Origin of the sequence: Staphylococcus simulans (assembly GCF_003043455.1) — a bacterium.
In the GTDB taxonomy this organism is placed as follows: Bacteria; Bacillota; Bacilli; order Staphylococcales; family Staphylococcaceae; genus Staphylococcus; species Staphylococcus simulans_A.
On the sequence record NZ_PZGG01000053.1, the window covers coordinates 1 to 16,767 of the forward strand.

Sequence of the window (16,767 nt, forward strand, 5' to 3'; positions counted from 1 at the left end):
ACTCACTACATTATAGCCATCTTCACTGTCAACTTTTGTAATAGTTCTTAGAATATTCAACTTAATTGAGTGTTCTATATCTAAACAAAATTTTATGATAATATATCTTAATTGCATATCAAGACTTGCAAGATCAACTAAATTTTTAAAATCAACTTTCTGGTATCTTTCAATCAGTGCGTTTTGGTATCTAACTTTTTGCATAGGATAATTATCTACAAAACTATTCAGCTTAAAATAGTAGTTTTTATATTCTAATATTTTCATTGCCTCATATTCGTCTATATAGTTAAAATTTACCCCTTTAAACTTCATATAAAAAATAAGCGACTTAAATGATAATGACATAGTAAAATCAGACTTTTTCTCATTTGTTAGATACATTATACATAAATACAGAAAAAAGTATTCATTAAAATTGAATTCTAGATTTCGTCCTCAATAATCTAAAAATACGTCTTACCTTACTACTTAAATAATTGATTTACTTTCTATTTTTTCGCACTCTCTTTATTAGATTAGGATTACAGAGTTATTTTCAAAAAACGTTTTAAATTTACACAATGCATTCAATAAAAAAGCCTATAACCACTAGGGTTACAGGCTTTAAGTGACGTCCTGGGAGGGATTCGAACCCCCGACCGATGGCTTAGAAGGCCATTGCTCTATCCAGCTGAGCTACCAGGACATAATTTTTTAACACAAGAATTATTATATCTAATTAAAGTATTTAAATCAATACCATTCATAATAATTTCTGTTATGATTTTTCACTTTAGAAGTTGTATTGCACTTATCATGACAAGTATATCACTTTTCTCAAGTTGAGGACAGTTAGGAATGCCTAAGTGTCATGAATCTGTCAGATATACCACAGGTATGCACAAAACATTGTGAGTTAAGAAATTTAGTCCAATTTGATAAAAATTGGTTGTATAGTAGAGATATCAAAGGTTGGCATTCCACTTAACCTTAAACAATACAAATATAGAGGTGACAATCATGGAAGGTTTATTCAACGCAATCCAAGCTACAATTGAAGCAGCTCAAAACGGTCAAAACTTAGAATTAGGTAAAAACATCGTAGATATCATCACAAACGGCGCAAGCATTGTAAGTAAAATCTTTGGTATCTAATATAAAGCCATACATTCACCATATTGTTTGAATGAGAAGATCTGAAAAGGTCTTCTTTTTTTATTTTCAAATTGATAAGTCTTGTTTCTTGCGACCTTAATCTATGCGCCCTCCTACCAGTTTATTGTAAAATAAATATACTCCCTAACTGATGGAGGTGACGGTGTGGATCAAGAAGAAGAGCTGAAACGTTTAAAAACAGAAAATGAATTACTCGTCATGAAATTAAGACTTAAAGAAAAATATATTAAAGAACTAGAAGCTGAATTAAAACAACGCAAAAGATTGCCGATTCATTATATAAAGTCACAAGCACTTGCGAATCACTTTGTCACACTCAAGATTGAAACAACCGGTTTGAGTTCTGATTTTCACGATGCCTTTCAAATCGCACTCGTCGAATTTAAAGATGGTCAAATGATAAATCAATATATGAAATACTTTCGACCTACTCGCTTATTAACTAGGAAAGTGATGCAAATGACGGGTGTTACAAATGAGTTTTTAGAAGACAAAGATTTTATTGAAAAAGAAGATATAGAAGCCATTCGTACATTTATTGGAGATAAACAAATCGTAGCACATGCGGCGACTTTCTCTATGAAATTCCTATTACGTTATTTCGACGATTTTAATATAGACATGCCTGAATACACCGTACTAGATACACTCCCTCTTGCGAGAAAGTTAGTAAAAGATACACCTAATCATAAATTCGACACTTTAAAGACTTACTTCAACCTGGATAATTATGATACTGAAGATGCTTTAACTGACGCAATAGTAACAGGTCAACTTGCTTTAAAATTAAATGAACTCAACCAATAAAGAGAGACTACCCTTATGAACATCAATTTCTTACCTGCTTTGAAATCATTCGTTGCTAAAATGAATCAAGAACTGCTAGTACTCTATTTATCATCTAAAGACAAGCGTACACCTTTGACGGTTAAAATACTCGCAGTCTGTATCGTAGCTTATGCATTAAGTCCAATTGATTTAATTCCAGACTTTATTCCTGTTTTAGGTTATCTGGATGATATTATTATTGTACCTTTAGGTATTGCCTTGTGCTTAAAATTAATACCTGAAGCTATTCTGCAAGATAATCGTCAAAAAGCATCAGAACTAAATAAAAATATGCTTTCACAAAATTGGTATGCAGGGATTTTAATTATCATCTTATGGGTGATTGTTATTAGCGTTGTTGGTTATTTTATGATTAAACACTTTTTCTAATAATAAGCTTACCTTTAACCAAAATAAGCATCCATGTCTGGTTCATTAAGACATGGATGCTTATTTCAGCTGTTACATATTAATTTATTGCTTTGAATGATCTTGTCCGTGCAACATCCAACGCACATTATATTTATCTGTAAATGAACCCATTTTACCGCCCCAGAATTGTTCTGCTAGCGGCATATCTACATGTACAGACTCATCATCTTTAACTTTGTCATATAAATCTTCTACACGTTTCGCATCCGCTTCATCATTAATATCATAATCAATTAATAAAGAAATCCCTTCATTAATTTGCACATCTTTACCGAATGCATCTGAGGCGTATAATGTCACACCTGCAATTGTAAATTCTGAATGCATTGTTTTGTTATCCGCTTCTTCTTCACTTACACCAAAGTTCTCAGCTTGTGATGGATCAACTGCTAAACGTTGAATATCAGTTGCGCCAAACACCTCTTCATAATATTTTAATGCCTCTTTAGTATTGTTAAACGCTAAATATGGATATAATTGAGTCATAATCAATCCCCTTTTTATTTAATGTACTGCATTCTAATCATACCTTTTATTTGTAGTTTCAAACAACAATTAAGCGGGGATATGATGATAAGTTAAAAAAATTGAAACCTGAGGTGTTAAAATGATTCAACGTTTAGACGAAGTCATGTTATATGTGAACGACCAAGAAACAGCCAAAACTTTTTGGACAGAAAAATTAGGTTTTACTGTTTCATCCGATACAGAACAACATGGTATGCGTACCATTGTATTGCGTCCATCAAGTGATGCACAAACAGGCATTGTCCTCCACAACAAACAAAAGATACAATCATTAGATTTAGGTATCAGCACAGAAACACCTTCTTTAATGTTTGCGACAGAAGATATTGAACAACTCTATCAAGATTATCAAAATAAAGGGATTACTGTCGGTGACTTAGTCGACATGCCTCAAGGCAAAGTGTTCAACTTTGCGGATGATGAAAATAATTATTTCGCAGTGAAACAAATTTAATTGAAAAGATGCTGAAGAATGACATTTCACCCTTCAGCATCTTTATTTTTACTTATTTTTAAATTTTAATCATTCACTTTAAATTCAACCGTTTCAATAATGTCATGATTTCTATTTCTGAAATTTAATGTGACATGTTGGTTTTCTACTAAAAGTTCAGCATAAGTTTCTTCCGTCATACTTCTTGATTGTGAAATACTGCCTGGGTTAATCACATGCACGCCTTCAATTTCTTCATAACGCGCGATATGTGTGTGGCCGTAAAAGGCTAACTGACAATTTTCTTCTTTAGCTTTTTCAGCTAGAAGTTGACGTGTCGTATTCACTCTGTATAAATGTCCATGCGTAAAGAACGCACGCAAGCCTTCCTCACTGATGACATTTTCATTTGGAAACTCTGGATAGAAATCACAGTTACCTTTAACGCGATGGTATAAACTTAATTCTGTATCATCATATTGGAACTCTGAATCACCTAAATGCAACGCAACATCAACTTGGTCATAGTGGTTCACCACTTCAAATAAAATACCAGACTCTGTGTGGTTGTCACTTACAATAATCCAACGTCTCAAATTTGATCACCCTTTAAATAAGCTTTTAATTTATCAATCGCTTGACGTCTATGGCTGATTTCACCTTTTTCTTGATCCGTTAATTGTGCCATTGTTTTATGCATTCTTGGTACATAGAATACGGGATCATAGCCGAAACCATGTTCACCTAATTTTTCCATTGTAATTACACCGCTGACTGTGCCTTCAAATGTCACAGTTTCTTCGCCTGGTGCACTCATGCTGATGACACAAATGAATTCTGCCGTACGGTGGCGGCTGTTACCTTTTAATTTTTCTAGTAACTTTTCAATATTCGCATCGTCATCTTTATCTTCTCCAGCATAACGCGCAGAATAAATACCAGGTTCCCCATTTAACGCATCCACTGTTAAGCCGCTGTCGTCTGCGATGACACGTTTGCCTAACGCTTTGGCTGCCGCCTCAGATTTTAATTTTGCATTTTCTTCAAATGTTGTCCCTGTTTCTTCGACATCAAAGTCTGAAATTAATTCACTGATACCAATCACATTGTATTCAGGAAAAATGACTTTAAAGTCGTTGATTTTACCTTTGTTGTTTGTCGCAATTACTAAATCTTCCATGTCCTTCACCTCAATATTAATCCACTTTCACATGTGTTACTTCTACATTATCTATTTTTAACCATTGTCCAATGATGTATTGGATATGTTCTGTATCTCCAGTCGCAAAAAAGCGATGTTTCGGATGCGGTGTATAATGCGCATGCTCATGACTGAACGTTAATAACGCACTGACCTCACGTGCGGTTTCTAAACCAGATGAGATCACAGTTTTATTACCCCCGAAATAATCATAAATCGGTTGGAAGAGTAACGGATAATGTGTACATCCTAAAATAACCGTATCTGCATCACTATTTCTATAGTGTTTCAACGTCTGATGAATCACAATATTCGTCGCTACAGGATCATGATAACGCATTTGTTCTACTAATGGTACAAAATCCGGACATGCAACGCCTGTCACTTCAACATGCGGATTAATCGCTTGTATATGTTTCGTATAAGCTTCTGATTTAATCGTTCCTTCTGTCCCTAACACCATCACTTTATTATTTTGTGTCGTCATAATCGCAGTACGTGAGCCAGGTTCAATTACACCAATTACTGGAATCGGCAATAAAGCTTTCAACGTGTCTAATGCGACAGCTGTCGCCGTATTACATGCGATAACCAACATTTTAATATCATATTCCATTAACTTATTCGCAAGCTGTACCGTAAAATCACACACTTGCTTGCCATCTCTTGGTCCATATGGGCATCTGGCACTATCACCCAGATAATAGATCGTTTCATTTGGCAGCTGACGTATTATTTCTTTGGCTACAGTGAGGCCGCCGACTCCTGAGTCAATTACTCCGATGGGTTTATTCATGTCTTTTTCATCCTCACACTAAAGCATTCTTAGACTATATTTTATCATAACCCTGAATTAGATTGCATGAATGGTTATTTGGTTTCACGAGACAAAATGTAGACGAAAACGCTTTAAAGATTAAAAGCTTCAGAATAATGTACCTCTCCACTCATATTCTTTAGCACATTTCCTTTCAATTCCTTAATCATTAAATAAGGTTCCATCTCTTTCATCGGTCCAAAAACATGATAAGTCATAGCCAATTCAAATCCGAACCTTTGATAATAAGTTGGGTCACCTAAAACTACAACTGATTGATACCCTCGTTGTCTTGCAGCTTCTAAAGCTTCTTTGACCAACTTCGTCCCAACCCCTTTTCTTTGATAATTAGGGGCTACACTTAACGGCGCAAGTGCTAATGAGAGAATATCAGAGCCAACGGTAATCTGAGATAACATGATATGACCGATTATTTCGTCTTTGTCTGATAATGCGACCAGAGAGAGTTCAGGTACATAAGCATTACTTTGTCTTAAGCGTCGTACTAATAGATGTTCAGTCTGATCACTCATCTCTACTGGTTCAAAAGCAGCTTTAATCAGTTGTTCAACATCTTGATAATCTTGTGGTTGTTCTGTTCTGATTTTCATCTATAATTTCCTTTCTTCGAATAAAAAAGAGGCAAGGAGTTGCACTCCTGCCTCTTAATCAAATATCAAATTATTGTACTTGGTGGTCAGAACCAAAGAATGATTTGAACATATAGAATGAAGTTTCTCTGTTCAATGCGGCGATTGAAGTTGTTAAAGGAATACCTTTAGGACAAGCATTCACACAGTTTTGTGAGTTACCGCATTCTTGTAGTCCGCCGCCGCCCATTAAAGCGTCTAAGCGTTCATCTTTAGTCATTGAACCTGTTGGATGCAAGTTGAATAAACGTACTTGTGAAATTGCTTGTGCCCCTACGAATTCGTTTTTACGTGTTACGTTAGGACAAACTTCTAAACACACACCGCATGTCATACATTTAGATAATTCATACGCTGTTTGACGTTTTTTCTCTGGCATACGTGGTCCAGGACCTAAGTCATACGTACCATCAATCGGTACCCATGCTTTCATACGTTTCAAGTTATCGAACATACGAGAACGATCAACTTGTAAGTCACGCACGATTGGGAATGTGCTCATCGGCTCTAAACGGATAGGTTGTTCTAATTGGTCTACAATCGCTGAACATGCTTGACGTGCATGGCCATTGATAACCATTGAACAAGCACCGCAGACTTCCTCTAAACAGTTCATGTCCCATGTTACTGGCGCAACTTTTTCCCCTTTTGTATTATACGGATTACGTCTGATTTCCATCAAACATGCAATCACGTTTAAATTCTCACGATAAGGAATTTCAAATTTTTCTTCATATGGCTGTGAGTCCGCAGTATCTTGTCGCTTAATGATTAAAGTTACAGTTTTAGAACTATTTTGAGCTGGTTGTTGAACCGCTTCATCTTTAACTTCTTCTGCCATTATGATTTGCTCCCTTCTTCCTTACTTGAATCTTCTTTACTAGATTTTGATTTAGCTGAGTAGTCACGTTTACGTGGTGGAATTAAGCTGATATCCACTTCTTCATATTCGAATCTTGGCGGATTATCGATACCTTCGTAAAACGCTTTTGTTGTTTTCAACCACTCTTCGTCGTTACGATCAGGGAATTCTGGTTTGTAGTGTGCACCACGTGATTCGTTACGGTTATAAGCACCGATAGTGATAACACGCGCAAGCACTAACATATTCCATAATTGGCGTGTGAAGAATACAGCTTGGTTACTCCAAGTTTGCGTATCTTCCATGTCAATATCTTGATAACGTCTCATCAACTCAAGAATTTTTTCATCTGTTTCTAGTAAACGTTTATTATCCCGAACAACTGTTACGTTTTTCGTCATGATTTCACCAAGTTCACGGTGAAGTTTGAAGGCATTTTCTGTCCCTCTCATGTTTAATAAATCGTCAAAACGTTTTTGTTCTTTATCGATTAAGTCTTGGTAAAGACTGTCGTCTAATTCAGTGTATGAGTGCTCAATTGTATCGATATATTTCACAGCGTTCGGTCCAGCTACTGTTCCGCCATAAATCGCTGATAATAATGAGTTGGCACCTAAACGGTTACCGCCGTGTTGTGAGAAGTCACATTCACCTGCTGCGAATAAACCGTCAATTGTCGTCATTTGATCATAATCTACATATAATCCACCCATTGAATAGTGAACTGCTGGGAAGATTTTCATTGGTACTTTACGTGGGTCATCGCCTGTGAATTTTTCATAGATTTCGATGATACCGCCTAATTTAACATCTAATTCATGCGGGTCTTTGTGTGATAAATCTAGGTATACCATGTTTTCACCATTGATACCTAATCTTTGGTTCACACATACGTCGAAGATTTCACGAGTTGCGATGTCACGAGGTACTAAGTTACCGTAATCCGGATATTTCTCCTCTAAGAAATACCAAGGTTTACCGTCTTTATAAGTCCAAATACGGCCACCTTCACCACGTGCTGATTCACTCATTAAACGTAATTTGTCGTCACCAGGAATCGCTGTCGGGTGGATTTGGATAAATTCACCGTTCGCATATACTGCACCTTGTTGGTACACGATAGATGCTGCTGAACCTGTGTTGATCATTGAGTTTGTTGTTTTACCGAAGATAATACCAGGGCCGCCTGTTGCCATAATAACCGCATCAGAACGGAATGCATCGATTTTCGCATCTGTTAAGTTTTGTGCGACGATACCACGCGCTGCGTTGTTTTCGTCTTTCACAACCCCTAAGAATTCCCAACCTTCGTATTTTGTCACAAGACCATCAACTTCAAATTTACGTACTTGTTCATCTAATGCATATAATAACTGTTGACCTGTTGTTGCACCGGCATAAGCTGTTCTGTGATGCAATGTACCGCCGAAACGACGGAAGTCAAGTAAACCTTCAGGTGTTCTGTTGAACATTACACCCATACGGTCTAATAAGTGAATAATTTTCGGCGCTGCATCCGCCATTGCTTTAACTGGTGGTTGGTTCGCTAAGAAGTCCCCGCCATAAACTGTATCGTCAAAGTGTATCCAAGGTGAGTCGCCTTCACCTTTTGTATTAACCGCTCCGTTAATACCCCCTTGCGCACACACAGAGTGCGAACGTTTTACGGGTACTACTGAGAATAAATCAACATGTACACCTTGTTCTGCTATTTTAATTGTTGACATCAGACCGGCAAGTCCTCCACCGACAACAATAACTTTTTTCTCTGCCATATAAATGTCACTCCCTGAAAATATAACCTTTATTTACGCTATGCTATTGTTCTTATACGAACGCTAAGATTGCACTTACACCGATGTAAGAAACAATAACGAATACTACTAATGATACCCATGTAAATACGCGTTGTGATTTAGCTGATTGTAAGGCACCCCATGTTACTAGGAATGACCATAAACCGTTCGCAAAGTGGAATACTACTGCTACTGTTAAAATAAGGTAGAAGATTAACCAGAATGGATTGCTTAAGTAGTCATGCATCATGTTGAATCCTAGTTCTTTATGCCCTAACCACATTTCCACTTTTGTTTGATAGAAGTGGATTGCGATGAAAATAAACGCTAAAACACCTGTGATACGTTGGAATAAGAACATCCAGTTTCTGAACCATGAATAATGGCCGACGTTCTCTTTAGCCGTGAATGCAATGTGAATACCGTATAACGCATGATAAAGAATTGGTAAGTAAATTAAGAAGATTTCAAGTGCCAACAAGAATGGTAATGATTCCATAAATTCTGAGGCTTGGTTGAAAGCTCCTGCTCCTTTAGTCGCTTGGTGGTTAACAGTCAAATGCACTAATAAGAATGCACCGATCGGAATAACCCCTAGTAACGAGTGTATGCGTCTTAAATAAAATTGATTCTTAGTATAACCCAAAAGGAAGTCCCCCCCTGTGAAACAAATGATATTAATTGATTTCATTTTCAGGTTTGTTGAAATGCTCTATATGCTCACAAAATTAAGTAAAATCAATACAATATGCTCAACCACCAACGAACAGCCCTGCTGGGAGTTATAAAACACTGCAATCAGCACGGCAGCTCAGCGCCATTTTTTCTCTATGTATGGACCCCTATCTTAGCTGTATATGCTGAACCGATGACTGATGCAATCCCTTACAATCGAGGCAATTGTATTCAATTACACATTAAGTGAGAATCGTTTTCATTTAGAAAGCGTTTACAAACGCACCTAAAAAAATAAAATCTCGTTAACGATATTGTAACATTTTTTTACAGCCTTTTGGGCATGAGAATTATTATCAATGGATTTTTTTCAAACTTAGTTTAAATTTAACTTCAAATAGACTTAAAATTAAGCTGAAAGCGGCATCTCCTTCAGCCTTCACTTCAGAATATACCGCTTCTAACTTTTTTGTTCTTCCTTATTTAATTCTTGTAATAAATTCTCAGCTATCTTTTTAGGGAAACCTATTTCTTGAAGTTCCGCAACAGTAGCTGCTTTCATTTTTTTCACAGAACCAAACGTTCTTAATAACTTCGTTTTACGTTTTGGTCCAATACCATCTATATTATCCAACACAGACGTCAAACCATGTTTTTGTCTCGTTTGTCTATGGAATGTAATCGCAAAACGATGGACTTCATCTTGAATACGTTGTAATAAATAGAACGCTTGACTGTTCTTTTTAAGCGGCACTACTTCCGCATTCACACCATATAACAGCTCTGATGTTCTATGCTTATCATTTTTACGTAAGCCTGCCACAGGAATATCTAACCCTAATTCATTCTCTAATACATCAATAGCTACAGACATTTGACCTTTACCACCATCGACAATAATCAGATCTGGTAATGGTAATCCATCATTTAAGACACGTGTATAACGTCTGCGGATTACTTCTTGCATTGATTTATAATCATCTGGTCCATCGACTGTTTTGATTTTATATTTACGGTAACCTTTTTTATCTGGCTTACCATCTACAAAAGTCACCATCGCAGATACCGCATCGACACCTTGAATGTTAGAGTTATCAAATGCTTCAATGCGAATTGGCGTTTGAATGCCCATTTGTTCTCCAAGTTCTTCAATCGCTTTGATTGTTCTCGATTCATCTCTCGCAATCAATTCGAATTTATTTTCTAATGAAATTTCAGCGTTATGATTCGCCATTTCAACTAAATCTTTCTTTTGACCTCTGACCGGTTGTACGATTTTCGTATCTACAACTGATTGAATCATGTTAGCATCCAGATTTTTCGGTACATGCACTTCTTTTGGTAAGATATGCTGATTCAATTGATAGAATTGACCGATAAACGTATAGAATTCCTCTTCTTCTGTTTGTTGAAGTGGAATCATTGTTGTATCACGTTGAATCATATTCCCATTTCTGACGAAGAAGACTTGAACACACATCCAACCTTTCGACACACTGTAACCAAACACATCACGTGCTTTATTATCTGTCGACATGATGTTTTGTTTCTTCGTCAAGTTATGAATATGTTGAATTAAATCACGATATTCTTTCGCTTGTTCGAAGTCCAATTGTTCACTCGCTGCCATCATGCGGTCTTCCAAGTTCTTAAGTATCGTTTTATCTTCACCATTTAAGAACTCCGTCACTTCTTGAATCATTTGCGCATAACGTTGTTCATCCACATCATAGACACAAGGACCTAAACATTGGCCGATATGATAATACAAACATAATTTATCCGGCATTTTATCGCATTTGCGGAATGGATAAATACGGTCTAATAATTTTTTCGTCTCCACAGCTGAATACGCATTTGGATAAGGACCGAAGTATTTACCTGTCCCTTTTTTAACTGTTCTAGTGACTAACAAACGTGGATATTTTTCTCTCGTGATCTTAATAAAAGGATAGCTTTTATCATCTTTTAATAAGATATTGTATCGAGGTTGGTATTGTTTAATTAAATTCAGTTCTAACAATAACGATTCCGTTTCACTATCAGTGACAATATACTCAAAATTTCGTATTTCACCGACTAAACGTGTGGTCTTCGCATCATGTGCACCTGTGAAATAAGAACGCAATCGATTACGTAACCGTTTCGCCTTACCGACATAGATAACTTGATCATTGCGATCTTTCATTAAATAACAGCCTGGTTCAAAAGGAACCACTGATAATTTTTGTTTAATTTTTGCTTTATAATCTTCCAACGATTAACCTCCCTTCTTCTAAGATTTGATAGATATAGGATGCAATTCAATTTACTATTATAACAAACACCAGCTTATCTTAACGACTGGCTTGCTTAAATACAAAATTAAATTTCCATATGAAAAAGACCAGAACACTATATTCTGGTCTCGCATTATTGTAATGATTGATTCGATATTTAACGTGAAGTTTCAACCATAATCGCCGAAACTCGGCATTATTTTAAACTTATAGGTGTTTGTTTAATACTTCAGCTAAGTTTTCTTTAGGTTGGAAACCTACTACTTTATCAACAGGTTCTCCATCTTTGAAAACGATTAGAGTAGGAATACTCATTACTTCGAATTTAGCTGCAGTGTTTGGGTTTTCGTCAACATCTAATTTTAAGACGTCAGCTTTACCATCGAAATCTTGAGCTAACTCTTCTAATACAGGTGCGATCATTTTACAAGGTCCACACCAAGTTGCCCAGAAATCTACTAATTTAACACCATTTTGAACTTGTTCGTTAAAGTCTGAATCAGTAACTTTAATTAATGCCATAAATATCGTTCCTCCTTAGGAATTTTAATGATGAACAAAGTATATCAGATAAGATTTGTAATTGCATCGGCTTTGCTCATAACAACATTCTTTTTTATATCTCTTCATATTATTTTCATATTTGGATTATTTCAACGTTGCAACTGTCACACCAAAACCACCTTCACTTGGTGTACCTGTACGGTAAGAGGCAATGTTTTTATGTCGTTTCAAATGTTGTTGCACTGCCTTCTGCAATGCTCCTGTTCCCTTTCCGTGAATAATATAAACATTCTCGTAGTTGCTGAGCATCGCTTGATCCAAGTATTGATCTAAGGCTGTTACCGCTTCATCATAACGATAACCTCTTAAGTCTAACTCCATCTTCACTGGAGAACGGTTTGAACGTGATACCATTTTCGTTTGCGGTTCTTGTGTTTTTTGTTTCTTCTCTAAATCGGCAATCGGTAGTTTCATTTTAATGATACCCATTTGAACCACTGCTTCTTCATCATCCAAGATCTCGAGCACTTCACCTTTTTGACCATAGGTTAAGACTTTGACTTCATCGCCTGCTTTAATCTCATCCCATTTTTTCTTCTTCACTTTTTGTTTAAGATCAGTTGCTTCATATTGCTCATCTAAGTGTTTACGTTTTTCTATTAATTCATGCTCTTTAACATCAGCGTTTTTCTCATCTCTTAACTGACGTAAGTCTGAAATAATCTCTTCTGCTTCTTTTGTCGCAGCTTTGACACGTTGGTTGGCTTTCGTTTTTGCTTCATCCATCAATTGTTTTTCGTAATTTTGGTATTGCTCATATTTATGCGTCAATTGACGATGTAAATCTTGGGCTTCTCGTAATAATTGCTCTAATTCGATACGTTGATTATCTACACGTTTTGTATTTTTCTCTAGAGAGGCAATCATATTATTGATTTCCTGCTCATCTTGCCCAATCATCGCTTTCGCATCACGAATGATTTTGCCGTTCAAGCCAAGTTTGCTGGAAATTTCAAAGGCATTTGAACGACCGGGCACACCCATTAATAACTTATACGTTGGGCTCAGTGTATTCACATCAAATTCTACACTGGCATTCATCACACCATCTCGGTTATAACTATACGCTTTTAATTCAGGATAGTGTGTCGTAGCCATGACTAATGCACCGCGTTTTTGTACATTGTCTAAAATACTCATCGCAAGTGCTGCCCCTTCACTTGGGTCTGTACCGGCACCAAGTTCGTCAAAGAGAATGACACTATTATGATCTGCATGTTTTAAAATCTCTACAATATTCTTCATATGAGAAGAGAACGTCGATAATGATTGTTCAATCGATTGTTCATCACCAATATCACAATAAACATTATCAAAGACACCCAGTTTACTACCATCCAATGTTGGAATTAGTAAACCTGATTGTGCCATCACAATAATTAAGCCTAATGTTTTCAATGTGACGGTTTTACCACCTGTATTTGGACCCGTAATAATCACAGTCTGAATGCCATCTACAAATTCAATAGTATTCGCCACTACTGTTTTCGGATTTAATAATGGATGGAATGCTTTTGGTAAATACACCTTACGTTCCTCTGTAAATTCAGGTTTCGTACCTTTAATAGAACTGCCGTATCTCGCTTTCGCAGTTAAGAAATCGATTTGTCCCATCACTGATTCTGCGACTAAACAAGCATCCGCTTCAGCAGCAACTTCTAACGTCAATTCAGTCAAAATACGTTCAACTTCTGCTTTTTCATCATTACGTAGTCGACTGATTTTATTATTCATTTCGACCACTGCAGATGGTTCAATATATAACGTCTGTCCTGAAGAGGATTGGTCATGGACGATACCATTGAAATCTTGACGATATTCCGCTTTTACAGGAATAACGTGTCTGTCATTTCTAACTGTAATAATTGAATCTGATAATTTCTTTTGGTTCGATTGACTTTTAACTACACGGTCTAAATTTTGTTTAATACGTTGTGAAGTACTATGGATACGGCTTCTGATACTTTGTAGTTCATAACTCGCATCATCAAATAAATCATAAGCATCACATTTCTGTTTAATTTCCTGATACAAATCAGAAAGAATCGGCAATTGTGTCATGCGTTCATCTAAAATCGGATAATTGATAGCTTCCTCTTCTTCTAAGAGTTGACTGTAAAGTGTTTTATATTGATTTTGAACTTGAATCAAACGCTTAATTTGGTTCAATTCACGAACATTCAACATACTGCCGATTTTTGCACGATGAATCAGCGATGATACTTTAGATAAACCACTCAAGCTCGGCAAACGGTGTTTATTATAAATTTGAGATATTTCGTCTGTTTCATCTATTTGATGAACCACAGTTTGATAATCAGAAGCTGGTGACATTGACGCTGCTTTTTCTCGTCCTAAGTCACTGACAGCTTCCTTTTCTACAAGTGCTTTGATTTTATCGAAATCAAGCACATCTAATGTCTTCTGTCTCACTGACATCCCTCTATTTCTTTAGCTTTTTATTATTTTCTATAAATGATTTGAAATCTTCTCTGCTCATAGTGTTCAAGACACGTGATTTATCAATAAAAGCTTTTTGTGCTGTCGCAATTCCATATTTCATCAACTCTAAATTATCAATATGGTGTGCATCCGTATTAATGGTTACCATAATATCTTGATGATGGCGCAATGCTTCTGCGCTTAAATCTAAACGTAATGGATTCGCATTGATTTCTAAAATTGTGCCTGTTTCTTTCGCTAGTTCAAATAAACGTTCCATATTGACTTTATAGCCGTCACGACGACCGATAATACGCCCTGTTGGATGTGCAATATGACGTACATAAGGATTACGGCAAGCTTGTTCTAAGCGATGCATAATTTGTTCTTCTGTTTGATTAAAGCTTTGATGAATCGATGCGATAACATAATCTAACTGTGCTAATACATCATCTGGATAGTCTAATGTACCATCTGCTAAAATATCCATCTCTGTGCCAGAATAAATATCGATTTCATCATATTCTTCATTCATCGCTTTGATTTCTTCATTTTGGCGTAATAAGCGCTCAATTTCTAAACCATGTGCCACACGTAAACTACGTGAATGATCTGTAATGACCATATATTCATAACCTTTTTGGATATTAGCTTCAATCATTTCGCGTAAACTAAAAGCACCATCACTCATTGTCGTATGCATGTGCACATCGCCTTTAATATCCTCTAACGTTACAATATTGGATAAATCTCGGTCAAATTCACTGCCATCTACACGCATTGGCGGCGCAATCCATTCGGATCCGAAGTGTTCATAGATTGCCGCTTCACTGTCTAATTGCAGTAAAGAACCATCTGGTTGTTCTATACCATATTCACTGACTTTTTCACCACGTGCTTTCGCAAGTTGACGGATGCGAATATTATGGTCTTTAGATCCTGTGAAATGTTGTAGGGTATGGTAATATGCGCTCGGTTCAACAATTCTGAAGTCGATTTCGATTGTTTCATCTTCAAATTCAACTTCCACCGATACTTTCGTTAATCCTACTGCTACATCTTTCACTTTATGCGGCACCTTTAATAAAGCTTGTTGCACGGTCTCAGGATCATTCGTACTCATAATATAGTCTAAATCTTTACTCATTTCCTTCACTCTGCGGAAACTGCCTGCGACATGATATTGTTCTAAAGCATCAATTGTTTCTAAATAATCTTCAATTTCTTGATTCAATTTAATCAATAAGTTGATAGGATAACGTTCTTTACGTGCGCTTAAGGCTTTGACACCTGCTAAGATGTTTTCTTCAGTCTTTTTACCGAAACCGCTTAACGCACTGACCTCTTTATTTTCACATGCGCGTGCAAGTTCTTCTTTATTCGTAATACCAAGTTCTTTATAAAGCTTATGAATCTTTTTACTGCCAAGCCCTGGAATCTTTAATAATGGCACTAAGCCTTCAGGTACTTCTTCTTCTAATGCTTTAAGCGTTTCAGATTCACCTGCTGCTAAATATTCATTGATGACTTCACCGACACCTTTACCGATGTTTTTAAGCTTTGTGACATCTTCAATTTCATCAATCGTACGTTCATCTGTTTCTAAACTTTGTGCTGCTTTACGATAAGCAGACACTTTAAATGTATTCTCACCTTTTAACTCCATGTATGTGGCAATCTTCTCTAATAAACGCACAACATCTTTCTTTGTAATATGTTGACTCACTTTATTCACTCCAATTAAAAAGAGGAACTTGATGGCATTCGTATATCTGTAACAGATTGGCGAATGTGTCAGCCTCCTCTTTGTTTAGTCTTTGTATTCATTGAATTATAATGCCATCACAAATGATGACAGATATGGGGTATGAAAGAGTATCAAATTTGCGATAACCGATTGTGCAAATTGCTGCTGAATCGAAAAGCTCGGATATAAGCTGCATAAATATAATACAAGCAAAAGAATCACCACAGAGCTGATCAAGCTGAGTAGTACACCGAAACTTCGATTCAAGATAGATATGGGTTGTGTTACCATTATTTTATCAAACGCAGATAAAATTAGGTATAAAATAAACTTGCTGATTAGAAATATCATGATA

18 protein-coding genes and 1 tRNA gene are annotated in these 16,767 nt (G+C 36.3%); 4 read left to right on the forward strand and 15 right to left on the reverse strand.

Annotation, left to right across the window (positions count from 1 at the left end; genetic code table 11):
* Both BU038_RS09445 and BU038_RS09450 read right to left on the reverse strand, forming a co-directional pair.
* Positions 1-267: Abi family protein (locus BU038_RS09445; RefSeq protein ID WP_199219704.1), on the reverse strand; the 267-nt coding region annotated here is incomplete at its 3' end.
* 347 nt (positions 268-614) lie between these two features.
* Positions 615-688 (reverse strand) — tRNA-Arg (locus tag BU038_RS09450).
* Between the two features lie 314 nt (positions 689-1,002).
* Here BU038_RS09450 and BU038_RS09455 point away from each other — a divergent pair.
* The 3 genes from BU038_RS09455 to BU038_RS09465 all read left to right on the forward strand — a co-directional run bounded on the left by BU038_RS09455 (position 1,003) and on the right by BU038_RS09465 (position 2,376).
* Positions 1,003-1,137: a beta-class phenol-soluble modulin gene (locus BU038_RS09455; protein ID WP_107605822.1), complete on the forward strand. Its 135-nt coding sequence runs from the start codon at positions 1,003-1,005 to the stop codon at positions 1,135-1,137.
* A 165-nt stretch (positions 1,138-1,302) separates the two neighbouring features.
* Positions 1,303-1,965 carry a 3'-5' exonuclease gene (locus BU038_RS09460; protein WP_107605823.1) on the forward strand — a complete coding sequence of 221 codons (663 nt, stop codon included), beginning with the start codon at positions 1,303-1,305 and terminating at the stop codon, positions 1,963-1,965.
* Between the two features lie 15 nt (positions 1,966-1,980).
* A complete protein-coding gene (locus BU038_RS09465) occupies positions 1,981-2,376 on the forward strand; it encodes a YkvA family protein (protein WP_107605824.1) in 396 nt (131 codons plus the stop codon).
* A gap of 84 nt (positions 2,377-2,460) precedes the next feature.
* On the opposite strand, the gene BU038_RS09470 is transcribed toward BU038_RS09465, so the two are convergent.
* The gene (locus BU038_RS09470) at positions 2,461-2,904 is read right to left on the reverse strand and encodes a VOC family protein (protein ID WP_107605825.1); all 444 of its coding nucleotides are present in this window, start codon (positions 2,902-2,904) and stop codon (positions 2,461-2,463) included.
* Between the two features lie 121 nt (positions 2,905-3,025).
* Between BU038_RS09470 and BU038_RS09475 the strand changes: the two genes are divergently transcribed.
* Entirely contained in the window at positions 3,026-3,400 is a 375-nt protein-coding gene (locus BU038_RS09475; protein ID WP_107605826.1) for a VOC family protein, read from the forward strand.
* 65 nt (positions 3,401-3,465) lie between these two features.
* Here BU038_RS09475 and BU038_RS09480 read toward each other — a convergent pair whose 3' ends face one another.
* The 12 genes from BU038_RS09480 to BU038_RS09535 all read right to left on the reverse strand — a co-directional run.
* Positions 3,466-3,975: a YfcE family phosphodiesterase gene (locus BU038_RS09480; protein ID WP_107605827.1), complete on the reverse strand. Its 510-nt coding sequence runs from the start codon at positions 3,973-3,975 to the stop codon at positions 3,466-3,468.
* Positions 3,972-4,559, reverse strand: coding sequence for an XTP/dITP diphosphatase (locus BU038_RS09485; protein ID WP_107605828.1), 588 nt, complete (start codon positions 4,557-4,559; stop codon positions 3,972-3,974). The genes BU038_RS09480 and BU038_RS09485 overlap by 4 nt, the downstream gene beginning before the upstream one ends.
* 16 nt (positions 4,560-4,575) lie before the next feature.
* Positions 4,576-5,376: a glutamate racemase gene (racE, locus tag BU038_RS09490; protein WP_107605829.1), complete on the reverse strand. Its 801-nt coding sequence runs from the start codon at positions 5,374-5,376 to the stop codon at positions 4,576-4,578.
* A gap of 113 nt (positions 5,377-5,489) precedes the next feature.
* On the reverse strand, positions 5,490-6,008 hold the full coding sequence (locus BU038_RS09495; RefSeq protein WP_107605830.1) for a GNAT family N-acetyltransferase: 519 nt from the start codon (positions 6,006-6,008) through the stop codon (positions 5,490-5,492).
* A 70-nt stretch (positions 6,009-6,078) separates the two neighbouring features.
* Complete coding sequence (gene sdhB, locus BU038_RS09500) at positions 6,079-6,888, reverse strand: succinate dehydrogenase iron-sulfur subunit (RefSeq protein ID WP_107605831.1); 810 nt, start codon at positions 6,886-6,888, stop codon at positions 6,079-6,081.
* Positions 6,888-8,684 (reverse strand): succinate dehydrogenase flavoprotein subunit, encoded by a 1,797-nt coding sequence (sdhA, locus tag BU038_RS09505; protein ID WP_107605832.1) that lies wholly within the window; start codon positions 8,682-8,684, stop codon positions 6,888-6,890. The genes sdhB and sdhA overlap by 1 nt, the downstream gene beginning before the upstream one ends.
* 52 nt (positions 8,685-8,736) lie before the next feature.
* Positions 8,737-9,351 (reverse strand): succinate dehydrogenase cytochrome b558 subunit, encoded by a 615-nt coding sequence (locus BU038_RS09510; RefSeq protein WP_107605833.1) that lies wholly within the window; start codon positions 9,349-9,351, stop codon positions 8,737-8,739.
* A 489-nt stretch (positions 9,352-9,840) separates the two neighbouring features.
* Complete coding sequence (gene uvrC / locus BU038_RS09515; protein WP_107605834.1) at positions 9,841-11,637, reverse strand: excinuclease ABC subunit UvrC; 1,797 nt, start codon at positions 11,635-11,637, stop codon at positions 9,841-9,843.
* Between the two features lie 229 nt (positions 11,638-11,866).
* Positions 11,867-12,181 (reverse strand): thioredoxin, encoded by a 315-nt coding sequence (gene trxA / locus BU038_RS09520; protein WP_107605835.1) that lies wholly within the window; start codon positions 12,179-12,181, stop codon positions 11,867-11,869.
* Between the two features lie 126 nt (positions 12,182-12,307).
* Entirely contained in the window at positions 12,308-14,656 is a 2,349-nt protein-coding gene (locus BU038_RS09525) for an endonuclease MutS2 (protein ID WP_107605836.1), read from the reverse strand.
* 10 nt (positions 14,657-14,666) lie between these two features.
* Positions 14,667-16,379 carry a DNA polymerase/3'-5' exonuclease PolX gene (polX, locus tag BU038_RS09530; protein ID WP_107605837.1) on the reverse strand — a complete coding sequence of 571 codons (1,713 nt, stop codon included), beginning with the start codon at positions 16,377-16,379 and terminating at the stop codon, positions 14,667-14,669.
* Positions 16,380-16,496: 117 nt separating this feature from the next.
* Positions 16,497-16,767, reverse strand: a 271-nt coding sequence (locus BU038_RS09535) for a CvpA family protein (RefSeq protein ID WP_199219706.1), incomplete at its 5' end; no start/stop codon positions are given.